Origin of the sequence: Sphingobacterium sp. CZ-2 (assembly GCF_004526235.1) — a bacterium.
Classification (GTDB): Bacteria; Bacteroidota; Bacteroidia; order Sphingobacteriales; family Sphingobacteriaceae; genus Sphingobacterium; species Sphingobacterium tenebrionis.
This window is the reverse complement of the sequence record NZ_CP038159.1, coordinates 1,781,086-1,804,927: the sequence shown is the minus strand read 5'-3', so window position 1 is coordinate 1,804,927 and position 23,842 is coordinate 1,781,086. Positions and strand designations below refer to the sequence as shown.

At 41.8% G+C, this 23,842-nt stretch carries 26 protein-coding genes; 13 read left to right on the top strand and 13 right to left on the bottom strand.

What is annotated here, in order from left to right; translation table 11 throughout:
- The first annotated feature begins 1 nt into the window (after position 1).
- Together E3D81_RS08050 and E3D81_RS08045 are read left to right on the top strand one after the other, a co-directional pair.
- Positions 2-2,305 carry a family 65 glycosyl hydrolase domain-containing protein gene (locus E3D81_RS08050; RefSeq protein WP_134777072.1) on the top strand — a complete coding sequence of 768 codons (2,304 nt, stop codon included), beginning with the start codon at positions 2-4 and terminating at the stop codon, positions 2,303-2,305.
- A complete protein-coding gene (locus E3D81_RS08045) occupies positions 2,302-3,639 on the top strand; it encodes an MFS transporter (RefSeq protein WP_134777071.1) in 1,338 nt (445 codons plus the stop codon). The genes E3D81_RS08050 and E3D81_RS08045 overlap by 4 nt, the downstream gene beginning before the upstream one ends.
- A 7-nt stretch (positions 3,640-3,646) precedes the next feature.
- On the opposite strand, the gene E3D81_RS08040 is transcribed toward E3D81_RS08045, so the two are convergent.
- The 3 genes from E3D81_RS08040 to E3D81_RS08030 form a co-directional block, all read right to left on the bottom strand.
- Positions 3,647-4,513 carry a CPBP family intramembrane glutamic endopeptidase gene (locus E3D81_RS08040; protein WP_134777070.1) on the bottom strand — a complete coding sequence of 289 codons (867 nt, stop codon included), beginning with the start codon at positions 4,511-4,513 and terminating at the stop codon, positions 3,647-3,649.
- 70 nt (positions 4,514-4,583) lie between these two features.
- The gene (locus E3D81_RS08035; protein WP_167554259.1) at positions 4,584-5,447 is read right to left on the bottom strand and encodes a TraB/GumN family protein; all 864 of its coding nucleotides are present in this window, start codon (positions 5,445-5,447) and stop codon (positions 4,584-4,586) included.
- Between the two features lie 70 nt (positions 5,448-5,517).
- On the bottom strand, positions 5,518-7,383 hold the full coding sequence (locus E3D81_RS08030; protein ID WP_134777069.1) for a CocE/NonD family hydrolase: 1,866 nt from the start codon (positions 7,381-7,383) through the stop codon (positions 5,518-5,520).
- 84 nt (positions 7,384-7,467) lie between these two features.
- Here E3D81_RS08030 and E3D81_RS08025 point away from each other — a divergent pair, with 84 nt between their 5' ends.
- The 5 genes from E3D81_RS08025 to E3D81_RS08005 all read left to right on the top strand — a co-directional run bounded on the left by E3D81_RS08025 (position 7,468) and on the right by E3D81_RS08005 (position 10,323).
- Positions 7,468-7,965 carry a DinB family protein gene (locus E3D81_RS08025; RefSeq protein WP_134777068.1) on the top strand — a complete coding sequence of 166 codons (498 nt, stop codon included), beginning with the start codon at positions 7,468-7,470 and terminating at the stop codon, positions 7,963-7,965.
- Between the two features lie 154 nt (positions 7,966-8,119).
- Positions 8,120-8,635 carry an RNA polymerase sigma factor gene (locus tag E3D81_RS08020; RefSeq protein ID WP_134777067.1) on the top strand — a complete coding sequence of 172 codons (516 nt, stop codon included), beginning with the start codon at positions 8,120-8,122 and terminating at the stop codon, positions 8,633-8,635.
- Positions 8,601-9,305, top strand: coding sequence for a hypothetical protein (locus E3D81_RS08015; RefSeq protein WP_134777066.1), 705 nt, complete (start codon positions 8,601-8,603; stop codon positions 9,303-9,305). Before E3D81_RS08020 ends, E3D81_RS08015 begins: the two co-directional genes overlap by 35 nt.
- Positions 9,306-9,312: 7 nt before the next feature.
- Entirely contained in the window at positions 9,313-9,789 is a 477-nt protein-coding gene (locus E3D81_RS08010; protein WP_245153316.1) for a DUF4252 domain-containing protein, read from the top strand.
- A 15-nt stretch (positions 9,790-9,804) separates the two neighbouring features.
- Positions 9,805-10,323: a DUF4252 domain-containing protein gene (locus E3D81_RS08005; RefSeq protein ID WP_099366856.1), complete on the top strand. Its 519-nt coding sequence runs from the start codon at positions 9,805-9,807 to the stop codon at positions 10,321-10,323.
- Between the two features lie 80 nt (positions 10,324-10,403).
- Here E3D81_RS08005 and sucD read toward each other — a convergent pair whose 3' ends face one another.
- A complete protein-coding gene (sucD, locus tag E3D81_RS08000; protein ID WP_099366857.1) occupies positions 10,404-11,276 on the bottom strand; it encodes a succinate--CoA ligase subunit alpha in 873 nt (290 codons plus the stop codon).
- 73 nt (positions 11,277-11,349) lie between these two features.
- The gene (locus tag E3D81_RS07995; protein ID WP_134777065.1) at positions 11,350-11,889 is read right to left on the bottom strand and encodes an RNA methyltransferase; all 540 of its coding nucleotides are present in this window, start codon (positions 11,887-11,889) and stop codon (positions 11,350-11,352) included.
- 116 nt (positions 11,890-12,005) lie between these two features.
- On the opposite strand from E3D81_RS07995, the gene rpsT reads away from it, so the two are divergent.
- Complete coding sequence (gene rpsT / locus E3D81_RS07990) at positions 12,006-12,260, top strand: 30S ribosomal protein S20 (RefSeq protein WP_099366859.1); 255 nt, start codon at positions 12,006-12,008, stop codon at positions 12,258-12,260.
- 63 nt (positions 12,261-12,323) lie between these two features.
- Here the strand turns inward: rpsT and E3D81_RS07985 are convergent, their stop codons facing one another.
- Positions 12,324-13,178 (bottom strand): DUF1080 domain-containing protein, encoded by an 855-nt coding sequence (locus E3D81_RS07985; protein WP_134777064.1) that lies wholly within the window; start codon positions 13,176-13,178, stop codon positions 12,324-12,326.
- 10 nt (positions 13,179-13,188) lie between these two features.
- Positions 13,189-14,001, bottom strand: a complete 813-nt coding sequence (locus E3D81_RS07980; protein ID WP_099366861.1) for an AraC family transcriptional regulator — start codon at positions 13,999-14,001, stop codon at positions 13,189-13,191.
- A gap of 225 nt (positions 14,002-14,226) precedes the next feature.
- On the opposite strand from E3D81_RS07980, the gene E3D81_RS07975 reads away from it, so the two are divergent.
- Positions 14,227-15,714 (top strand): succinate CoA transferase, encoded by a 1,488-nt coding sequence (locus E3D81_RS07975; protein ID WP_134777063.1) that lies wholly within the window; start codon positions 14,227-14,229, stop codon positions 15,712-15,714.
- A gap of 159 nt (positions 15,715-15,873) precedes the next feature.
- Here the strand turns inward: E3D81_RS07975 and E3D81_RS07970 are convergent, their stop codons facing one another.
- The 5 genes from E3D81_RS07970 to E3D81_RS07950 all read right to left on the bottom strand — a co-directional run bounded on the left by E3D81_RS07970 (position 15,874) and on the right by E3D81_RS07950 (position 19,754).
- A complete protein-coding gene (locus E3D81_RS07970; protein WP_134777062.1) occupies positions 15,874-16,449 on the bottom strand; it encodes a hypothetical protein in 576 nt (191 codons plus the stop codon).
- A 76-nt stretch (positions 16,450-16,525) separates the two neighbouring features.
- Positions 16,526-17,485 (bottom strand): glycerophosphodiester phosphodiesterase family protein, encoded by a 960-nt coding sequence (locus tag E3D81_RS07965; protein WP_134777061.1) that lies wholly within the window; start codon positions 17,483-17,485, stop codon positions 16,526-16,528.
- Positions 17,482-18,000 (bottom strand): shikimate kinase, encoded by a 519-nt coding sequence (locus tag E3D81_RS07960; RefSeq protein ID WP_134777060.1) that lies wholly within the window; start codon positions 17,998-18,000, stop codon positions 17,482-17,484. The genes E3D81_RS07965 and E3D81_RS07960 overlap by 4 nt, the downstream gene beginning before the upstream one ends.
- Positions 18,000-19,205 carry a BT_3928 family protein gene (locus E3D81_RS07955; protein WP_134777059.1) on the bottom strand — a complete coding sequence of 402 codons (1,206 nt, stop codon included), beginning with the start codon at positions 19,203-19,205 and terminating at the stop codon, positions 18,000-18,002. The genes E3D81_RS07960 and E3D81_RS07955 overlap by 1 nt, the downstream gene beginning before the upstream one ends.
- Before the next feature lie 9 nt (positions 19,206-19,214).
- Positions 19,215-19,754, bottom strand: coding sequence for a DUF1599 domain-containing protein (locus E3D81_RS07950; RefSeq protein WP_134777058.1), 540 nt, complete (start codon positions 19,752-19,754; stop codon positions 19,215-19,217).
- 66 nt (positions 19,755-19,820) lie between these two features.
- On the opposite strand from E3D81_RS07950, the gene E3D81_RS07945 reads away from it, so the two are divergent.
- Genes E3D81_RS07945 through cysM form a run of 4 tightly spaced genes read left to right on the top strand, consistent with a single transcriptional unit; the run spans position 19,821 to position 22,708 of the window.
- Positions 19,821-20,618: a HipA family kinase gene (locus tag E3D81_RS07945; protein ID WP_134777057.1), complete on the top strand. Its 798-nt coding sequence runs from the start codon at positions 19,821-19,823 to the stop codon at positions 20,616-20,618.
- Positions 20,608-20,994 carry a DUF3037 domain-containing protein gene (locus E3D81_RS07940; protein ID WP_134777056.1) on the top strand — a complete coding sequence of 129 codons (387 nt, stop codon included), beginning with the start codon at positions 20,608-20,610 and terminating at the stop codon, positions 20,992-20,994. Before E3D81_RS07945 ends, E3D81_RS07940 begins: the two co-directional genes overlap by 11 nt.
- A 14-nt stretch (positions 20,995-21,008) precedes the next feature.
- The gene (locus tag E3D81_RS07935) at positions 21,009-21,818 is read left to right on the top strand and encodes a serine O-acetyltransferase (RefSeq protein ID WP_134777055.1); all 810 of its coding nucleotides are present in this window, start codon (positions 21,009-21,011) and stop codon (positions 21,816-21,818) included.
- Positions 21,819-21,835: 17 nt separating this feature from the next.
- Positions 21,836-22,708, top strand: coding sequence for a cysteine synthase CysM (cysM, locus tag E3D81_RS07930; RefSeq protein ID WP_134777054.1), 873 nt, complete (start codon positions 21,836-21,838; stop codon positions 22,706-22,708).
- Positions 22,709-22,992: 284 nt separating this feature from the next.
- Here the strand turns inward: cysM and E3D81_RS07925 are convergent, their stop codons facing one another.
- Positions 22,993-23,706 (bottom strand): hypothetical protein, encoded by a 714-nt coding sequence (locus E3D81_RS07925; protein WP_134777053.1) that lies wholly within the window; start codon positions 23,704-23,706, stop codon positions 22,993-22,995.
- Positions 23,707-23,842: the final 136 nt, after the last annotated feature.

Sequence of the window (23,842 nt, the reverse complement as noted above, 5' to 3'; positions counted from 1 at the left end):
TATGAAAGATTATATTATTAAAGACGCTTGGCAAATCATCGAAGATGAATTTAGACCGGCATATCAGGAAATTTCCGAGAGTCTATTTTCCATTGGAAATGGACGGATGGGACAGCGGGCGAATTTTGAAGAAGATTATTCGGGGAAATCCCTTCAAGGTTCTTATTTGGCAGGGGTATATTATCCGGATAAAACCCGTGTAGGATGGTGGAAGAATGGCTATCCAGAATATTTTGCCAAGGTGATCAATTCGGTCAATTGGATTGGTGTTCATGTGCTCATCGATGGGGAAAGATTGGATCTAGCCAAGGTAAAAGTGGATCGATTCGAACGGGTACTTGACATGAAGAATGGTCAGTTGATCCGAATCTTTGAAGCGGAGATGGAAAACGGGGCTAGAATCGAGGTTAAAAGTATTCGGATGTGTCATTTGTTCTTATCCGAAACGGCTTCACTGCATTATCAGATCAAGGCTTTAAACCGTGATATCGACATCAGTTTAAGTTCCTATCTTGATGGGAATGTGCTGAATAGGGATAGCAATTACGATGAGAAATTCTGGGATTACGAAGGTCATGAATTAGGAGGGAATTTCCAGCATTTAACGATGCGAACCAAAAAGACCGGATTCTTAGTGCGTACGGATCTTGCTTCGAAGTTCGAATACCAAGGGAAAGCAATCAATAAGAAAAAGAAAATTGATGCAGTGGCGAAAGTTGGTGAAAAGATCAACCAACATGTGGTGAAAGATGCTACCTTAAGCTTGGTAAAATATGTGGCGATTCATTCCAGCACGAACCACTCGGAAACAGATCTGGAATCTTTGGGGATAGAAAGATTGAGTTGGCTTTTTGAAAAGGATTTTTCAGTGCTCATGAAAATGCAGGAAGATGCCTGGTCAAAGATTTGGGAGGATGCGGATATTGAGATAGAAGGGGATGTATCGGCACAACAGGCCATCCGATTCAACATTTTCCAATTATACCAAACCTATACGGGCGAAGATGCCCGATTGAACATAGGTCCAAAGGGGTTCACGGGCGAAAAATATGGTGGGGTGACTTATTGGGACACGGAAGCCTATTGTTTGCCGTTCTACATGGCTACCAAGGGCGAGGATGTAGCTAAAAACCTGCTGATCTATCGCTACCACCACCTGGAAAAAGCCATTGAAAATGCAGAAAAGCTGGGCTTCAAAAATGGAGCAGCCCTTTATCCCATGGTGACCATCAATGGTGAGGAATGCCATAATGAATGGGAAATCACCTTTGAGGAAATCCACAGGAACGGCGCCATTGCTTTTGCCATATTTAATTACATCCGATACACGGATGATGTGGGCTATTTGGCATCCCACGGTTTGGAAGTATTGATCGGTATTGCTCGATTCTGGGCACAACGTATCAATTGGAGCGAGGATAAGAAAGTTTTCGTGATGCTGGGGGTTACAGGACCAAATGAATACGAGAACAATGTGAACAATAATTGGTATACCAATACCATGGCATCATGGTGCTTGGAATATACCTTGGAAAGTTTGCATATTGTTCAGGATCATGCGCCGGAGAAGTTCCATGAGATTTTCAAAAAGCTGAAATTAAAGGATGCTGAATTGGAAGAATGGAAATCCATCATCGAGAAGATGTATTATCCCTATGATGCTAAAAGAAAAGTATTCTTGCAACAAGATGGTTTTTTAGATAAGGAACTGATACCTGTGACGGAATTGGATCCTAAAGAAAGGCCACTGAACCAGAAATGGAGCTGGGATAGGATCTTAAGATCTTGCTATATCAAACAGGCAGATGTATTGCAGGGCCTGTATTTTCTAGAGGATAGGTATGATCTGGAAACCATTAAACGGAATTATGCGTTCTACGAACCCCTCACCGTACATGAGAGTTCTCTGTCGCCTTGTGTGCATGCCATCATTGCAGCGAAAATTGGAAATCCCGAGAAGGCCTATGAGTTCTATCTAAGGACAGCGCGGTTGGATCTGGATGATTATAACAACGATACGGAGGATGGGCTTCACATCACTTCGATGGCCGGAACCTGGATGTCGATCGTGGAAGGGTTTGCAGGTATGCGCGTTAAAAAAGGGATGTTATCTTTTCAACCATTTATTCCTAAAAACTGGAAGCGGTTTTCTTTCCATATCCAATTTCGGGAGGTACACCTTAAAATTACGGTTACACAGGGGAATTTTGAAGTTCAAAACAAATCTGGAAAGGAAATAAATATTATATTTAATGGCGATGTGATTAATATCGCTCCCCAACAATTAACCAAACAACGAACATGAAAAGTTCTCTAAGCAAACCTAGATTGTCCTTAGCGCAGATTATCCATATGAGCATAGGATTCATGGGAATACAGGCCGGATTCGCCCTTCAGAACGGAAATGCCTCACGCATCCTACAGGACTTTGGTGCAGATGTGGAACATCTTTCCCTATTTTGGTTGGCTGCGCCCATTACAGGAATGATTGTTCAGCCGATCATAGGCCATTACAGCGATAGAACGTGGAACGGTCTGGGGAGAAGGAGACCCTATATTCTTGTTGGTGCCATCCTAACGAGCATTGCCTTGTTGCTGATGCCCAATATTTCTTGGTTTACTGCCATCTTACCGCCATTGATGGTTGGAGCTGGTATGTTGATGATTATGGATGCCTCCATCAACGTGACTATGGAACCCTTCCGTGCTTTGGTCGGTGATAATCTTCCAAGTGAACAGCGAAGCTTGGGATTCTCCGTACAGACGTTTATCATAGGGCTTGGAGCTGTCATTGGATCGATGCTGCCTTATGCGCTTACCAATTATTTCGGCGTATCGGGGAAGGCCGTTGATGGTTCAGTCCCTTTAAATGTTATCTATTCCTTTTATTGCGGGGCAGCCTTATTGATCATAACCGTTTTGTGGACAGTTTTCAATACCAAAGAATATTCGCCAAAAGAATTGGCAAGTTTTGAAGGGGTAGCGGAAGTGCAGGAGGTGGAAACAGACAATAAGGGATTCTTTGCAAGTTTGAGGGAGGACTTCAAACAGATGCCGCTTACCATGAAAAAATTGGGCTGGGTACAGTTCTTCTCTTGGTTTGCTTTATTCACTATGTGGGTATATACCACACCGGCCATTGCAGAGCATGTCTTTTATTTGAAAGGAGCCGACAAGAAACAATTGTTTGCCGATGCAGGGAATTGGGTAGGCGTATTGTTTGCGGTTTATAACGCGGTATCTGCCATCTACTCGCTTTTCTTGGCAAAAATAGCATCCAAATTGGGACGGACGCATACCCATGCGCTGGGTTTGGCCATCGGTGGAATCTCGCTTGTATCCATGTTCTTTATTCGGTCGGAGTACTTATTGATCTTACCTATGATCGGAATCGGGATAGCTTGGGGAAGTATTCTTGCTATGCCTTATGCTATCCTAAGCGATAGCCTTCCGGCAAAAAAGATGGGTGTTTATATGGGGATTTTCAATTTCTTCATCACCTTCCCTCAGATTATTTCCGGATTTTTTGGAGGTATGATTATTAAGCACCTTTTAGGAAACCAACCTATTTTAGGCCTAGCATTGGCAGGAGCCTGCATGGTTATTGCCGCATGGATAGTAAAAAGAATTAAGGAGTAATTTAAAATTACTCCTCCGATTTTTCTAGAATAGTTAACTCTTTTTGTAATTCCTGCAATAAGGAATCTTTACTTATACCTTCTTGCGTTTCTAATTTTAAATTTAAATAAATATCATAAACCTGATACTTATCCTTTCCATAAATACTGTCAATCACTTCCGCTAAGGCATACTGTTTTATATCTAGTTTATAAATCCGATCGTTTTTACTAATCATATCAAATTTTTCAATAGAACGATCTCTGAAGTTGGATTCATTGACCTCCAATTGTATATGATTTTCATTTAATTTGATTAGTGGATTGTGGAGCTGGATGATAACCAATCCCAAAGAAAAAGCCATTAAATTCCATAGGGCATGCTGTAGAAAAGCCGCAAAAAAATTAATGCGAACGCGGATAAAACCCAAACTAATTCCGCCTATCAATTGGGAAAGGACGATGAATAGGGAAAGAAAATAAAATAAGAAATTATTATTATCAAAATTGCCTAAATGCACAAACCCGAAGAGGATTACGCTACTGTAAAAAATCCATCGGTAATACTTACGCCATGTATTTCGGGAAATAATAAAACCATAGAAACCTTTATACTTGATCAAAAATCGAAATAGGATCTCTTCAACTAATGGTACGAAAATAACACCCATCCAAAATACGTTCCAAGGTGTTTCAAATGTATTATCCATTGTACTTACCATGGGATTGATGTAATCAATCAACATGTAAATAGGAAAGATGAGGATTAAAATGGATACATCTAAAAGAAAGATGGTGAAAAAGACTTTAGTACGGGCAGATGGATGGATAGGCCATAATCTGCGATCTGAAGGGTTTTTTATAAAATGCCAATAGTGGCGAAGAATCTTTAGCATATAAATAATAACGAATTTAGCATAAAAAAAGGCAGTCCTAGTAGAACCGCCCTTTATTAAACAATTGTATTTAATCTAAAATCGGAGTTAATTTATACCCTTGTTTTTTCAACAATTCGATCATACCATTCTTGCCTACCAAATGCCCAGCACCTACAGCAAATAAATAAGCCTTTTCTTTCATCATATTTGGCATTTTTTCCATCCAGGTATGATTACGTTCATCTAGAAATTTCGCTTGTTCTTCTTCACTTAGATAACCAGATTTCAAAGTCAGGTTCTCGATTTCCTTTAGGTTCTCTGAAAAATAGGCCTGTACCAATTTCTTTGTCGATGCTTCCAATCCTCCCTCTATAGTTAGGTAATTGTAGAAATCCTCAGGCGAAAACAGGTTGTTCAAAAGGTTGAATTGGAATTCAACGGTTTCTAGTTCCGCAATAGGCTTACCATTAACTGCAGGTAAATTGCGGATCTCATTTTCCATCATCTTAACCGTTTTAAAGTCCGAACAGGCAAATGAACGCATGGAAAGGATAGATATCACTGCTGCAGGAGCCACCTGATCAAAAATAGCGGGAGGAATTTGATAGCTGGTCATGATGCTATCAATTACCTTCTTTTTTGCTGGGTCAAAATCTTTAAAGAATTCCAGGTTTGGTTTCATGAACTCCTGTACCTTGGTCATATTTTCAGGATTCGCCATATCGATTTCGAAGGCAATGGCTTCAGCTTTTTGAGCAACTTCCTTCACCTTATCTTCCATTTTAAAATCCTCGGCACATGCCATATGCAAGGTTCCGAATAGATAAGAATCCTTGGTCAATCCATTTCCTGAAATCTTCCATAGTAAAGTGTTCTCCTGTGCAAAAAGTGCCACAGAAAAAAGCAAAGCGAATGCGGTTGTGAATAATCTCTTTAAAGTTAGTCTCTTCATATCAATGTTGTTGTTTTTAATCATTAGTAGGTATTCGGCATGATTTGTTACAAAAATATATATCTAAAAATTATTTCAATACCGAGAAGTTGATTTTGCTCGGATGTTCCGGATCTACATACAGCCTATGGGTATTTTTAATATAATCAGTGGCCTTTGCCTGGTAGATATCCATAAACTGATTCGGATTCCGATCTGCTAAAGGAAACCAGGTATGTTGAATCTGAACCATGATTTTATGGCCTTTTTTAAAGGTATGGGCTACATCTGGCAGATTGACTTTCACATTCGTGATCTCATTCGGCGTGAATGGTTCTGGTTTGCTGAAACTGTTCCTGAACTTCCCACGAAGAATCTCCCCACGGACCAGCATCTGGTAGTTGGGCATCACGATATCTTTGCTCACAGGAGAAGTGGCCGTACTGGTATCTGGATAAACATCAATAACCTTTACAATAAAATCAGCATCGGTTCCTGTCATGGAAACATGAAGATCAGCGATGATGGAACCCGCCATGGTCAGGTCATTTTCCAGAACCTCCGTTTCAAAGACCAATACATCCGGCCGGTTCGATACAAAGCGTTGATCGGCAACCATATATTCCCGAGTTCTATTGCTGATGATGCCTTCCTGAAAAGGAACCGGTTTATTCGGGTCAGATTTGTATTCTAAAAAGGGATGGCTCTTTGCAGGTTGCTTAGGACTTAATTTCCCATCCGCCTGTAGGAATAAACTGGAGGTTGTGGTATTCTGGCTTGGCCAAGTATCAAAGGTTTTCCATTCATTGGAACCGGTGAAGAATACATTCGCCTCGGCAGCCTTAAAATCCCCCTTCCCCTTTAAGTAATACTCAAAGAAAGGCAATTCAAATGTATTTTGATAATGTGTACTGGTTTCTTCGCCAAACCGGATATCCCCAAAAGAATCTCCTTTTGATCGAACCCAGCCTCCATGGAACCAAGGTCCCATTACCAGAATGGAATTATTGTTCTTATTCCTCTTCTCGATCTGTTTATAAGTTTCAAAAGCGCCATAGGTATCCTCCGCATCGAAAGTTCCGCCAACGACCATAACCGCTGGTTTTACATCGTTTAAATGCTGGGTAATGGTCCTGGCCATCCAAAACGTATCCAAGGTGGAATGTTTCGCGAGGTTATCCCAAAATTTTACGGTATGGCTGAGGTATTTTTTCTTCAATCCTGAAAGCGTTGGGTTATCCATAAAGAATTTCGAGTAATCCTTTGATGCCAATTCAAAACCTTTCGGACCTTCCTTATCGGTGATCGGTTTTGGTCTTGGGGCATCAAAGACGTGCATGAATCGGAAAGCATCCATCAGAAATAAAGCTCCGCCATGATGGAAATCATCCCCGATAAACCAATCGGTTACTGGTGCCTGCGGCGAAACGGCTTTCAAAGAAGGGTGAGATCCGATCAGTCCTGCCGTTGCATAAAAACCCGGATAGGAGATCCCGTACATGCCCACCTTTCCATTATTGTTCTTCAGGTTTTTCACCAACCAATCGATCGTATCATAGGTGTCTGTACTTTCGTCGATCTGATGCTTATTCTCCTTGGTCCTTGTCGGGCGGATATCTTCAAAAGTACCCTCGCTCATCCATTTTCCACGAACATCCTGATACACGAAAATATAGCCAGCCTTCATCATGTCAGGGAAATTTCCCAGGCTGTTCTTATAGCTGTCCTTTCCATAAGGAGCTACGGTGTATGGAGTTCTATTTAAAAGGATGGGATATTTTTGGGATTGATCCTTCGGAACATAGATCGCGGTGAACAATTTGACGCCATCCCGCATCGTAATATATTGTTCAATTTTGTCATAATGTGTTTTTACGTAATAGGCATCGGTGGATTGTGCCCGGATTTGTAGCCCGAAGAAAGAAATCAGGATACAAAAGATCAGTAATCTTTTCATTTGCTTAGGTGTTTTAAAGAACAACAAGATAGGAATTTTCAAGGGATTTTGGTTAAATTCGTAAGAAACAAAAACAGCAAAATCATGAGCATTAAACAAGGCTTTTTAATTGAGATGGAACATGAAACCAATAATACCAAAAGGTTATTGGAGCGTGTATCGGATGAGCATTTATCCTACAAACCACATGAAAAATCAATGTCCTTAGGCGACTTATTGGGGCATATCGTAGAACTGCACAGCTGGGTAGCTGCGGGCCTAACCAAGGACAGCTTTAACTTAATGACGGATTATAGACCGTTCAAACCTACTTCTGTAGCAGAGATCAAAGAAAGATTGGAAGCAGATTATCAAAAGAACGTAGAAACCGTAAATGTTTTTGATGATGAGGAATGGTCAAAAAAATGGAAGCTGCATGTAGGTGATCATGTTATCTCGGAGGTTCCTAAGATCGGTGCTTTCAGGTTCATCATCCATAACCACCTGATCCACCATCGCGGACAGGCGACCGTTTATTTACGATTATTGGATATCCCAGTTCCTGGATTGTACGGTCCTTCGGCGGATGAACATAAAAAATAAGGCTAACCGCTGATAGAAAGCCAGAAATTTAACATTTCTGGCTTTTTTAATATATTGACTATTAGATTTTTATAATATTTTTTACTTTTTTTTCATTTTGGATGTAATAGATCGGACCTGTTGCCTGTCTTGATAGTAAATAAGCGATAAAACAATGAACCAAGAAACCTTTAAACATACGGTATTTGTCCATAAGGATAAGCTCTACCGCTTTGCGAATAGGTTTTTGGAACATCAAGAAGATGCTTTTGATCTGGTGCAGGAGGTGATGATGAAACTGTGGGAAATGAGGCAGCAATTATCGGGACTGCATTCCATTGAGGGCTATGCGATGAACATGGTCAGGAATATGGCCTACAATAAGATCGAAAGGTTGGGAAGGCAGGCGAAATACCTTGGACAATTGCAGGATGAAGTGCAGGTGGAAAAGTATCCGTCGCTAACGCAGGAATTGGTGCTCAAATACATCGATAGCCTACCAGAAAAGCAAAGGCTGGTGATGTACCTGAGGGATATTGAAGAATATGAGATTTCGGATATCGCTGATTTGACAAACCTGGAAGAGAATGCGGTTCGAGTAAACCTTTCCAGAGCAAGAAATACCGTTAAGGAACAATTAACAAAAGTTTTTGATTATGAGAAACGAAGAATTGGATCGATTAAAGGCTAAGTACTGGGCTGGGGAAACCAGCCTGCAAGAGGAACGCCGATTGAAGGAATTGGAGGGGGATGGGTATTTCCAATCTTTAAAGGATTCTCCAGAAACCATGGATTGGAACTTCGAAGATTTCTCGGAAAAGCTGGAGGAATCCGTAGTTCAACCGGAAGAGTTCGCTGAAAAAAACAGGGAAACGAACAGGCCAATAATAAAAAGACTTTTTCCTTTATTGGCTGTTGCTGCCAGTTTATTGATCGCCTTTTTTGTGGTGAACCGCTTCCAAGATCAGGAACAAGAAAATAGGGATAGGATTGCACAGGTGCCAACTACTGAAAAGGAAACAGTTCAACCCTTGGAAAGGGAAACAGTTCAGCCTATCGATAGTGAGCAGGTTCAACAAGTAGAAAAAGAAAGCACAATGCAATCTTCTCCAAAAGGAACAACCAAAGGCACCGATACCAGATTGGCAAACAAAGTAAAACAAATTGCCAAACCCAAAACACAAGCAGCTATTGAAGAAGCAACAGAAGAGGAAATGTATGTGGAGGTAAATGGTGTTCGGATCTATGACGAGGAAAAAGCCTTAGCCGTTACCGAAGCAGCCATTCAGTTGGCCACCACGAACCTGAAAGCTGGAATGAAAGGAATTGAAAAAGTAAAATACTTACATATTGAAATCTAAAATGAAAATGATGAAAACGTTAATGTTAGTGATGAGTCTCTTCTTGGCGACGATGGCTCAAGCCCAGATCTCTAAATTGGATAAGATCTTCGAGCAATATAAAGAACATAAGGGGGTTACATCCATCAAGATCGGCAAACCGATGTTCAAGATGTTGAACAAACTAAAGATCGATGACGCTGATGTGGAAGTGATCAAGCCCTTATTGGGAAAAATAAACTCCATTAAAATGTTGGTGCTGGAAGGGGAGAATAAAGGAATACAATCCGAAGTTTCCAATGCGATCAAGAACCTGAAATACGAAGAATTGATGGTGATCAATTCCGAAGGGAACCAGATCAAATTCCTGGCAGAAAATGTAGAAGGAGACTACCTGTCGAATCTATTGTTGAGCATTAACTCCGATGAGGATACCGTATTTATGATCTTGGATGGCTCCTTAAAATATGATGACCTGAATGCTTTAGTAAATAACGATAAATAATAAATCTAACCAACCATGAAACGTATAATAGGAATTTTAGTTGCCGCAGTTATTTTAATAGGAACACAGAGCTGTTTTGTAAAAAGAGGATCGAACATGGCTTTTGTAGATCGTTCGGATCTATCCAGGGATGCAGAAGTGGTGTCCATCAGTGTGCCAGGAATATTGATGAAAAGTTTTATCCGTGGGGAGATCAAGGAACTTAAAGAAGAAGATCCCATGTTGGCTCTCGCCTTGAAAAAGATCAAGAAGATTAAGTTCATGGCTGTAGAAGGAGGTCAGGATGGAGAACGGGTTTATAAGAATTTCAGCAAGTACCTGGCTCGGAATAATTATGAGGAAATGATGAGCATCCACAGTGATGGGGCCAGGATATCCATCAATACCTTGATGAAAGGGGATAAGATCAAGAAGATTTTATTGGGGATCAATGAAGATGGTGACCATGTGTTTGTAGACCTGAAAACCGATATCGACCTGAATGAATTGAACCAATTGGTTGAATACTACGAAACCAATAAAAAAGATATTTAAGGAAAATTTGTTTGTTGTTTAGTTTAATAAAAAAGTCCTTGCCGTAATAGCAAGGACTTTTCCATTTCTAATATGTTCGATTACTTCGCTAATTCTTCAGCGATAGCTTTTCCGATTTCAGCTGGAGATTCTACTACACGGATACCACACTCTCGCATGATCGCCATTTTCGCAGCAGCAGTATCATCTGCACCACCAACGATTGCACCAGCGTGACCCATACGACGTCCCGGAGGCGCTGTTTGGCCAGCGATGAAACCAACTACTGGTTTAGTACCATTTTCTTTGATCCAACGAGCAGCTTCCGCTTCCATACCACCGCCAATCTCACCGATCATGATGATACCTTTTGTTTCTGGATCGTTCATCAATAATTCTACCGCTTCTTTGGTTGTTGTACCAATGATCGGGTCACCACCGATACCGATAGCTGTAGTAATTCCTAATCCTGCTTTTACCGTTTGATCTACCGCTTCGTAAGTCAATGTTCCTGATTTGGAAACAACACCTACAGAACCTTTTTTGAAGATAAATCCTGGCATGATACCGATCTTCGCTTCTTCAGCAGTGATGATACCTGGACAGTTAGGACCGATTAAACGGGAGTTTTTGTCGCTCAAGTAAGATTTTACTTGAATCATATCTTTCGTAGGGATACCCTCTGTGATACATACAATTAAAGCGATTCCTGCAGCAGCAGCTTCCATGATCGCATCAGCAGCGAATGCTGGTGGAACAAAAATAATAGAAACATTTGCGCCAGTAGCATCTACAGCATCTTGTACCGTGTTGAATACCGGACGGTCTAAGTGACTTTGTCCGCCTTTGCCTGGTGTAACACCACCAACTACGTTTGTACCATACTCAATCATCTGAGATGCATGATAAGTACCTTCGTTTCCGGTAAAACCTTGAACGATTACTTTGGAATCTTTATTAACTAATACACTCATTTTGTCTTATTTTTTGCAACGCAAATCTACTATTTTGATATGACTTCTAAAAATTGTATGGCTAGGTATTTTGTTATTTTTTGATAAACTTTAATTTATTGATGAAATCCCAAAGCACGATGCCGATCGTTACGGAGACATTGAAAGAATGTTTGGTGCCAAATTGGGGGATTTCAATCGTGCCATCAGCCTGTTGAATCACTTCTTCCTCTACACCATGCACTTCATTTCCAAACACTAAGGCATATTTCTGTTGATCATTGGGTTCAAAGGTCTCCAAAGAAATACTATTGTCGGTCTGTTCTACCGCATATACCTGAAATCCTTCGGCTTTTAGTTGATTGACGGCGTCAATAGTTTCTTTGTAATATTCCCAAATCACCGATTGGGTTGCGCCTAAAGCTGTTTTTTCGATTTCCCGATGGGGAGGTGTCCCGGTGATCCCACATAGCAGGATGCGGTCGATCGCCAAAGCGTCTGCTGTCCTGAACGCCGATCCCACATTATGCATGCTGCGTACATTGTCTAAAATGATAGCTATTGGGTTTTTTTCCTGCGATTTAAAGGTGTCTACATCAACTCGATTCAGCTGATCCATGGATAATTTGTGCATGTGCAAAGATAACAATTTCGAAAAATTAAAAATGATTTTGAATATTAGATTATGAATGTTATTTTTGCAGTCCGAATTTAGTATAAAAGATTAATAATATTATATAGCTAAGAGAAATGGCAAATCATAAATCTTCGATTAAAAGAATTAGAGCAAACGCTGCGAAGCGTCTAAGAAACCGTTACCAAGCAAAAACTACTCGTAACGCCATCAAAAAATTACGTTTAACAACTTCAGCTGAAGAAGCTAAAGCTTTATTACCTCGCGTGGTATCGATGCTTGACCGTTTAGCAAAGAAAAATGTTATTCACAAGAAAAAAGCTTCTAACAACAAATCTAAGTTAACCAAGTTCGTTAACAAGTTAGCATAAGTTTAGGCTTTTTCCTCAAAGATATTTAGGGATGCAAACAGCATCCCTTTTCTTGTTGCTATACTATTTCTTTAGTAGCGCATCCACTACCTGTTTCAATTTCGTCTGATCTGCTTTATAAGGGCTTAGATCATACAGTTCTACTTTACGGAAGTCGATAGGATGGCTTTCACTCTGTAGATAGATGAATCCTTCCGACAATAATTTACCATCCGTTTTTTGTGCAGGATCGTAATTGATCACATTACTGCCTCCGATCTGCGGTTTGTTGTAGGAAAGAACCACTTGGTTATCCAGGATATGTTGGATAACAGAATCACCCAATACCAAAAACTCCGCTGTTACCCATTGATCACCATGATAGGTTTTGGAAGTGGAGCTCAAACAGTGTGGGGTAAACAATTTATCCTTGATCACTACATTGGTTCCAGGCGTACATAGGTTGGAGTTCGTACGTTCATTTTTACCATCACCGCCCAATAGTTGGCCCTCAATGGAAATCGGGAAATCCTGATCTTTCAACATAGTCTTCGGATCTTGGCCATGCAACATCGCACCACTGTTTCGCCATGCCCATCCTTCACCTCCTTTTGTCTGATCACCTACAAAACGGTATTCCACTTTTAACAGGTAATAGCTGTAAGGCTTTTTGTAGGCAAGGTGACCATACTGTTGATTAAAGTCTGAATAACCATCGTACCTAACCTTTAATAAGCCATCTTCTACCCGGAAAGTGTTGGCGTAGTTTTCGCCTACTTCATGCAATTTGATCTTTGGCGTCCAATCCTTGATGTCTTTACCATTAAACAATTGGATCGGCTTAGGCGTCTTTACGCCATTCTTCGCCACTTGTGAGTTGGCCGAACAGGCGCATAAAGAGGCAATTGCAATTGCAGCAATTAATTTGTTAAATTTCATGGGGTTTAAGTTATAATAGTAAATTTCTATTTTTCACGTATTCACTCGGACGAACACCGATTACTTTGTTGAAGGTATTGCTGAAAGTGGGTAGGCTATTGTATCCAACCCGAAGCGCCACCTCATTCACACTTAATTTATCATCCAATAACAATTTTAGGGAGGTCAACATCCGTAGGATCGTGAAATATTGGATATACGACATGCTCAGTTCCTTTTGGAATAACCGGGCAAGTGTTCGTTCAGAAATATCAAAGTGTTCTGCTAAGGTCTTAAAACTGATGTTTTCGGCAATGTTCTGCTCCAGGTAAGCAATGATGTGTTTGAGCTTATCATTTTTGGGATAGGGCAGAGCCAATGGAAGTTCTGTTTGGGAAATTTCCGGAAGGATTAATTTGAAGGCCTTTGCAATGGAATATTTAGGTTCTTCATCAGGAAAGATATTTCCGTTCCATCGATTGGTGAACATGATCAGTTCGATCAGTAGATCATTCACTGGATAGATATTCACTTTATCAAAAAAGTCCGTGTCGGTATCAAAAGGTGGAAAGTAGAGATTCCGCATCACCACTTCCGGGTTACTCGGATGAATGCTGTGCCTTACATCAGCAGGAATCCAGATATAATGCCTGGCCGGCAAAAAATAAGATTTCTCTGGGGTCTTCAAAAATACGACACCGCCTTCGGTGTATAAAAATTGACCTTTATGGTGCGAGTGTTCAACAACCATTCCTTCGCCCATTACGGCATGATGGCAATAGATACTGTTTTCATAGGTATCTATATCCGTCATATAATATTTGTCAAGGTATTCCTTTTGCATGCAGACTATGCTGTAAATGAACGATAAATTTCCTGTTTTTATTTGATAAAACCAAAATAGGAGTATATTTATGTGTTAAGCTAGCTATAGGGTTAATAAACACAGTAAGTAATCGGTTACTTTTTATTTTACCTCAAAAAGTAAGTGTCTAATTTTGATAATTTTTAATTTAAAATATTGATTAATATTGCCTCGCTCTTAGAAGGAGTGAATAATACCAAGCATATGATTGAAAGAATTCGTTTAGAGAAATTAAGAGATAAAGTCACCACAGCCGAGGAAGCTGTAAAATTAATTGAGAATGGTATGGTGGTTGGCTCGAGTGGATTCACCAAAGCCGGCGACAGTAAAGTAATTCTACCTGCTTTGGCAGAGCGCGCTAAAACTGAGGATATCAAGATTACCCTAATGACCGGTGCTTCCTTAGGCCATGGAACTGATGGTAAATTGGCCGAAGCGGGAGCCTTGAAAAAACGCATGCCTTTCCAAGTGGATCCGGTACTAAGAAAGAAGATCAATTCAGGGGAAGTATTATTCATTGACCAGCATTTGAGTGAAAGTGCGGAACTATTGCATAATAAAAATCTTCCGGATGTGGATATCGCTGTGCTGGAAGTCGCTTTTATCGATCGGGATGGAAGTATAGTGCCGACCACCTCCGTGGGTAACTCGGTTACTTTTGCCGCTTTGGCAAAGAAGGTGATCTTGGAGATCAATACCTCCGTTCACGAAGATGTATATGGCATCCATGATATCTACCAAGCAGAAAACTATCCGCATAGAAACGTGATTCCTATTGTGGCACCTTGGAATAAGATCGGAAGGAAGACGATTCCTTTAGATCCAGAGAAGGTAGCAGCGATTGTTTTTACCAATCAACACGATAGCCCGGCGGATATTGCGGAACCAGATGAGAAAACATCCAACATCGCCAAACACATCTTGGCATTCTTTGAAGAGGAAGTTCGATTAGGGCATTTGACCGATCGATTATTGCCTATCCAAGCTGGAATCGGAAAGGTGGCGAATGCGGTATTGACCGGTTTCAAACACAGTAATTTTTACGATCTGACGATGTTTTCGGAAGTATTGCAGGATTCTACCTTTGACTTGATGGATGCTGGAATCCTTTCCTTTGCATCTGCATCATCGGTGACGGTGTCTGCGGCATGTTATGATCGGGTGTTCAATAATTTACAACGTTATAGGGATAAATTTGTGCTGCGTCCGCAGAATATTTCCAATACACCAGGATTGATCCGTCGTTTAGGGATCATTGCTATTAATACAGCGATTGAATTTGATATCTATGGAAACGTGAATTCGACCCATATTGGTGGTACGAAGATTATGAATGGTATTGGTGGATCCGGGGATTTTGCAAGAAATGCTTACCTAAGTATTTTCGTTACGCAGGCGGCGTCGAAAGAGAATAAGATTTCGCATATTTTGCCAATGGTTTCGCATACGGATCATACGGAACATGATGTGGATATTTTGGTGACGGATATAGGCTTGGCGGATCTAAGGGGATTGGCGCCTAGAGAAAGAGCACAGAAAATTATTGATAATTGTGTGCATGAGGATTATAAGGAGGAATTGCAGTCTTATTTCGATAGGGCATGTGAAAGGGGAGGACATACGCCACATTTGTTGGAGGAGGCCTTTAGTTGGCATATCCGTTTCAATGAAACGGGATCGATGAAGAAGTAAACTATACGTCATTGCGAGGAAAATACGTCATTGCGAGGAGCCACCCGTCATTGCGAGGAACGAAGCAATCTTTCTACGAGTGTAAAGATTGCTTCGTCGTACCTCCTCGCAATGACGCAAAACTCCTCGCAATGACGCAAAGTTCCTCGCAATGACGTTCTATCTTCTTCCAGGAAGATAAATCTGGAATCCCAAACCAAATCCAATACCACTGGCCTTATCGCCTGTATTAATATTCGCTTTGGAATAATTATATCCAAAAGTTCCTTCCAACGCCACTGTCTGTGTAATAAAATGCGCATAACCCACATTCGCACCTACATTCAACCCAACTCCACTACCTGCAGAACTTCCCGCAATACCAATATCACCTTGTCCAAAGAAACGACCGGTCGCACTAGCACCTCCTGGGAAATAATAACGGATAAATGGTGAAATACCATATCCCCATTCATTATCCAAATCCTTAACAGCTTTTAAGTTTAGATTAGCCTGCGCACCAATGGCTATACCATCAGAAATAAAATATCCGGCTCTAGGCATCAAGGCAAAGTTGAACGTATTGGACTCAAAGGCATAACCAATATTACCAATCGATCCACCTACCATCCAATTGCCTTCTTTGATAGGCTTCATACCCACATCAGCAGAAGCTTGAGGGGTAGTGTTGATTTGTGCATTGGATATGCCGAACATACCTAATGCAACAGCAAGGGTAAGTAATGATTTTTTCATGATGTTATATGTTTTAATTTGTACTTATAAAACAAGCCATGAATCAAAATGTTTGGATTTTATCCTTGCCAGTAAATTACCAGTTAATATATGTAGAGGTTAAGCTTCTTTTTTTGATGTAGAAATCCAGGGCCTTCCAAGCTTCGAAAGGACGGTCGGTCGATAACACATCCGCACCTCTCTCCACCAATTCCGCATACCGTTGGAAACCCGATTTATCCGCAGCCTTATCCAAGTTGCCCATGGTGCCCAAAATCGATTTGATGCCGTGCTGGCGCAGCAGGCTGTACAAGGCAGAATCAGGTTCAGAAGTTCCTACAAAAGCGATCAAACGGTTGTCCGGAATCCCCAAATCGCTCAGTCTGGTAAGGTCATCCTGGTTCTTGATCGTGGCAGAGATCATCAAGTCAGGTGCCAATTTATTCACGGCCGAAGCCTGATTGGCCGAATAGGTAATGATGATGGAACTCGCTTCCGCTTTAGCCTCCCGGACCACTTCCAACACCTTTTCATAGGGAACAGATTTTTTGATGTCCAAGGTGAACAATACCTTTCCCTTTCCCCAATAGAGAATATCCTTTAAGGTAGGGATCACGTAGTCCGTGACCTGACCATCATTGTCCTTCAGTTTCAGCTCCTGCAATTGCGCAAAGGTTTTGTTAGACACTTTTCCTTTCCCGGTACTGGTTCTGTTCAACGTCTCATCATGCATCAGTACCAGTACAGAATCCTTGGTCATGGCGATATCGATTTCCATAATGGCGGGCATTTCACCTGCAACCTTTCCGATGGTGGTCAGGCAATTTTCAGGATAGCCATCATGAGGACCACCGCGATGGGCACTCACCAATGGAATAGAACCTTCCTCGTAGGTAAGAAATTCATACAGCTCATCCACCGTGTTTATATTGAACCAATTATGAACCTTAGGCGTTTCATCTGTCATTACAGGTCTTTCGCCACGAAAACAGCCAATCGTTAACCCGATAAACAAAACGGCAAATAGCCCTTTAAATATTAATTTCTTAGGATTCATTGGTGATCATAATTTTTTACCAAGGCTACCAGATCCTCCAAGGAGGTATTGATCTGATCCACCTGTATATGTGCGCGGTTATAGAACGGTTCCCGTTCTTCCAATTTTTCTTCGATAAAATGTAAGAGGTCTTCCCCTTGAAGCCCCTTTAATGCCGGACGTTTATGGACATCCGATTTGCTCAGCCTACTCCATAAGGATTTTGGGCTGTGCTTTAAGTACAATACAGTCCCATTATCCAACAGCCAATCCATATTGTCGAAATAGCAGGGGGTTCCGCCGCCTGTCGAGATAATCCCTTCCCGGTTTTGGCTGGCATGCAGGGTTTCCTGTTCCAATAAACGAAACTTAGCCTCCCCATGCAGGCTGAAATATTCAGGAATGGACATCCCTATTTTTTCCACCAGTTCATGGTCTAGATCGATAAAGGGAACATCCAATGCTTTCGCCAGTTTCTTCCCCCAAGTGGTTTTCCCACTACCCATAAAGCCAATAAGATAAACTGGTTTATTCATTATTCGGCTTTATCTAAATAGTTTTTGATGATCTCTTCCTTGCTCGGGAAATTGATGGACGACCATTTTTTGATCACCGTACCGTTCAGCATCAACATCACCCCAGGATTGGAGCGAACCATACTTTTCAATGGAACAGCATCCACATAGAAGGTCTCCAAAACAAGATCCATTTGATCGTTCAGGTAATTGACCTCATCGGTGGATGATGCCGTAGCCAAGATCGCGCGGATATTATAATCTTCCGAAAGATCACGAATGGTATTATTGATCTTATCCAACGCTTTCAGGTCTATAGGAGACATTTTAGAAACGTTCGTACTGGTAACAATAAAATTGTAATAAGGATTGTTGATGATCTCTTCCGTCAGGTCATTGCCATCCATATCCGAGATGATCAAGTCTGGAATTTTTACCTCATACCCTTTTTTGATCAAGGTAGTTTTTGGATCCCCAACGATTTCCCAGTTTTTATCCTCCCACATTTTCTGAGCAATATAATCCTTATCGTTTACCTTTTTGGTTTCATTGGTTGTCTTGTTTTTCATCTCATAGATATGCTCATACACATCCGGTTCAGCACCTTCAGGAATCTTCATCTGCTCTGGGATGTTATTCCCTTCTTTGTAAGGAAGAAAATCCACAAACGGCAAATAGTACAAGGTAAAAATCCCTATTCCAAAAGAAACGATGATGATGAAAAGCGTCAATAGGTTCCTTGTAAATAAACTTTTGATCGTTGGCTTGATCTGCCCTCTATAAATAAAGATGATGATGATCAGGGCCAAAAGCACCAGGTCTTTATAGAAAGATTGCCACGGCGTCAATGGAATCGCATCACCAAAACAGCCACAGGATTTTACAGCACCGGAATAGGCGGAATAAAAAGTCAGGAATGTGAAGAAAATAATCAGTAGGAGCAATCCCCAAGCCACTTTCCGTCCGGCTACACCGATCAATAACAGACCACCCAGGATGATTTCCAGTGCACATAGGAAAATAGCGATCCAGGAACTGTAATCATTGAGGAAACTCATGTTGAACACATGGAAATATTCCTGCAATTTATACCCGAAACCCATCGGGTCATTGGCCTTGATCAAGCCGGAGAAAATAAACAATAAACCCACAATGATGCGGGAAATCCATAACAGGATATTTGGTTTTGCATGTTTGCTCTGCGTGTAGGGCTGTGTAAAAGTCATTTGAAATCGTTATTTGGCCAATCCGAGTTTGATTAAAGCGAATACGGCGTAGTTTAACATATCTTGATAATTGGCTGCCAAGCCTTCCGAAACAAGGGTCTGTCCATTGTTGTCTTCGATCTGTTTGACACGTTGTAATTTCATCAGAATCAGGTCGGTCAAGGACGAAACCCGCATATCACGCCAAGCTTCTCCATAATCATGGTTCTTCGCCAGCATCAGGTCCCTGGTTTCCGTCACTTTCTCCTGGTACTTGCTGGCAACTTCCTCCACCGGAAGCTCCATCGGGTCTTCATCGGTCAGTTCCAACTGCATTAAGGCAATAAGACAATAATTCACGATCCCGATGTATTCATCGATGATCCCTTCACCAACTTTGGAAACTTTTTTCACCTCCAAGGTACGGATGCGTTGGGCTTTGATAAAGATCTGATCGGTTATGGATGAAGGACGCATGATACGCCAGGCAGTACCATAATCCTTGGTTTTTTTTAAAAATAATTCCTGACAGTGATGGATAATATGATTGTATTCCGTTGTGGTGTTCATAAAAATTATTGATAGCTCAATTTCACAAATATAGTTAGAATATACTAAATCCCTTACCTTTGGGATATGAAACATCCGCTTAATATGAAAAAACCAGAGATACGGGAGGTCAATATCATCCGATACATTCAGCCTTTTAGGGAAGGTGGATCCTTGCCGGGGTTGGTGGATGCCGATGATGGATTCAGTTATGTGATCAAGTTTCGTGGCGCGGGACAGGGAAAAAAAGCCTTAGTGGCCGAATTTATCGGAGGCGAATTGGCGAGGTTCCTGGGTCTTCGCGTGCCTGAAATGGTGTATGCCTGTTTGGATGAAGGCTTTGGAAGAACGGAGCCGGATGAAGAGATCCAGGACCTTTTGAAATTTTCGGTAGGAAAGAACCTTGGCGTGAGCTTCCTGAATGGCGCCATTACCTTTGATGCCAATGCGGATCAGATCAGTGCCGAAGAAGCTTCCAAGATAGTCTGGTTGGATGCCTTATTAATGAACGTAGACCGTACAGTCAAGAATACCAACATGCTGGTCTGGCATCAGGAGCTATGGCTGATAGACCATGGGGCTGCCCTGTATTTCCATCACAGCTGGGATAACTGGGAAGATCATATCGAAAAACCTTTTGTACAGATCAAAGATCATGTTCTCCTCAACTATGCTTCGGAGGTGGATCAGGTGGATGCAAACTATACATCACTTTTTACCAGAGAAAATATACAACCTATTTTGGATGCCATTCCTGATGAATGGTTGATCGACGAGGTTCGAGGACTGTCCGCTGATGATGTTCGAGAGGTCTATGTGGAGTTTTTAACCCGGAGAGCAGCGGCTTCCGCTGTCTTCGTAAACCAGATCCAGCATGCAAGATAGGACCTTATATGAATATGCCGTGGTACGTTTGGTACCTCGAGTAGAACGTGAAGAGTTCGTCAATATCGGTGTGCTGTTGTACTGTCGAAAGCAGAAATATGCCAAATTGTTGTTCCATATCGATGAAGAACGATGTAGGCTATTGCACAAAGAAATAGATTTTGAACAAATCTATGCCCATCTAAAAAGTATACAGCATATCTGTAAAGGAAATAAGGAGGGGGGAGCCTTGGCGATGTTGGATCAGACGGAAAGATTCCGCTGGATAACGGCTAAACGTAGTACCCTCATCCAATGTTCTGCTGTGCATCCCGGTTTTTGTCTCGATGCCGCAGAAACCCATCAGGAACTGATGGAAAAACTTGTTTACTCCTAAACCCAATTTTTTTTATGCAAGAATTTTACCAACATATCTTTCAAAAACAGCAAGCTGTTCAGGATATGCCAAGTAACAAAAGAATAGGCCAATGGGCCATTGCACTGCTGCATCTGTTGTTCCCCGAACGTAGTTCCAGCAACTTTTCGGCCGTAAAAGATGTAGAAGAAGCATTCAAACAGTCTGAACTCGATCTTTATGAACTCCTGTTGAAGACGAAGGCTTGTGGAACCTGCGATATCAAAAGGATTTCCCAAGAGTTTTTTGAGCAATTGCCGCATGTGTATGAAACCATGCTGACCGATGCACAATCGATCATGGACGGCGACCCGGCTGCCAAAAGCCTGAATGAGGTAATCCGTACGTATCCCGGGTTTTTTGCTATTGCGATCTACCGTTTGGCACATGAACTCCATAAACAGGAGATCCCTTTGATCCCAAGGATCCTGACGGAACATGCCCATTCCAAAACTGGGATTGATATCCATCCTGGGGCTAAAATAGATGAGTACCTGCATATCGATCATGGAACGGGAATCGTTATTGGGGAGACCACGGTTATTGGTAAGCACGTCAAGTTATATCAAGGGGTTACCCTTGGTGCCTTGAGTGTGGAGAAGAACCTGGCCAATACACAAAGGCATCCGATCATTGAAGATCATGTGATCATCTATGCAGGAGCGACCATTCTAGGTGGTGAGACCGTTGTTGGGCATCACTCGGTCATCGGTGGTAATGTATGGCTCACAGCAAGTATTGATCCGTATACCACAGTATATCATCAGGCAAATTCAAAATTTATAGACAGTAAACCCATCAAATAATACTAAACGTAAATAGCATGGCAGGAATAATAGAGACGATAGGAAATACGCCATTAGTGGAGATCACGAGATTCCATGACAACCCAAAAGTAAAGATCTTTGCTAAACTGGAAGGGAATAATCCCGGTGGATCGGTGAAGGATCGCGCGGCATTGAACATGATCCGTTCTGGCCTGGAGCGGGGAACCATTACAAAGGATAGTAAATTGATCGAGGCCACCAGCGGAAATACCGGTATTGCCTTGGCGATGATTGCGAGTATGTATGGACTGGAGATGGAACTGGTGATGCCTTCGACATCGACCAGGGAAAGAACCTTGACCATGGAAGCATTTGGTGCAAAGGTGACTTTGCTGGAGACGATGGAGATCTGTAGGGATTATGCGGAAGAAAAGGCGGCAACAGGGGAGTATGTGATTTTGAACCAGTTCGCTAATCCGGATAATTATGAAGCGCATATTAAGACAACTGGGCCGGAGATCTGGCGGGATACCAATGGGGGGATTACCCATTTTGTGAGTGCAATGGGAACAACGGGGACTATCATGGGTTGTTCGATGTTTTTGAAAGAGAAGAATCCGGAGGTGCAGATTGTGGGTTGTCAGCCTACGGAAGAGGCTAGTATTCCTGGGATCAGGCGTTGGCCAGAGGCTTATCTGCCGAAGATTTTTGACGCGAGTAGGGTGGATAGGGTGATTGATATTTCGCAGGAGGATGCTACGCAGAAGGCCAGGGAACTGGCAAGGAAAGAAGGGGTATTTGCGGGTATGAGCTCCGGTGGAGCTTTTCATGCTGCATTGAAGGTAGCGAATGAGATTGAGGAAGGGGTAATTGTTTTTATTGTTTGTGATAGAGGGGATAGGTATTTGAGCTCGGATTTGTTCGGGTAAAAACGTCATTGCGAGACCTACGTCGTTGGCCCATGCGTCATTGAGCCATGCGTCATTGCGAGGCCTACGTCATTGCGAGGAACGAAGCAATCTTTCAACCCATGTCATCCTGAGCGAAGTCGAAGGATCTACATTTGGTACCTGTACAGATCCTTCGACGCTGCTCAGGATGACACGACTCGAAAGATTGCTTCGTCGTGCCTCCTCGCAATGACGCGGGGGGCTTGCTTAACGGCCTTTCGTGCTACCGCTCCATGCCAACGGCCTTTCGGCCGCTAACCCCTTTACTTCCTCAATTCTATCCCATACTGCGTCTTATCCCTACTCCAAACCTCAAAAATCGGATCCCCTTTCGAACTCAGCCCACTATGGTTCCAGTTATTTCCTTCCACTTTCCCATCAAAACCCAACTTCGCGCCAACCCTTGAATTATCCCTGGAAAAAAACAAAATCTCCTCCGTATATTTCCCATCCTTAAACACATACTTTCCACCACCAGTACCATAAAAACCTTTCTCCGCTGGATTAATCGCTATCCATTGAAAATAACCATCCACCAAGATCTTGATCGTCTTCCTATCCCCAACCGGAATTTCCGAAACCTTATCGCCCTGCTTCCTACCAGTAATCCGCCATAATCCATCCAGGTCTTGTTTCCCTAAATTCATCCTATCCATCTTCACCGATCCCATTTCCAAAAACTTCGGCTTCCATACGGCATTTGTCTTTTTAACCGTCCCAATCTCCTCCGGCTTCAGATCATTATATTCCACCTTCACTTCAATCCCATCTGCTTTCATGGTAAATGGACCGCCCCAAGTCCCCAAATACTTATTATCCTCATATGTGATATACGAAGAATATCCATCACTCAAAAGCCAAAGGTGGTTAACATTTCCATCCTTCCGATGAAATGCCCCATTCATTTGTATCTCTCCCTGTGCAAAAGCTGTCACAGAAAACAACAGGATCATCATAATTGCATAGATTCTTTTCATAACGCTTTGTTTTTGATTATCAACTAAATATAATTAAAACCCTTAAAACCGCAAACAGTTTTAACCTAAGTATCAGAACAAGGTTTTTCTGTTTCCAAAAGTAAAGCCTAATTTTGTCGGCATATAATTCAATTCC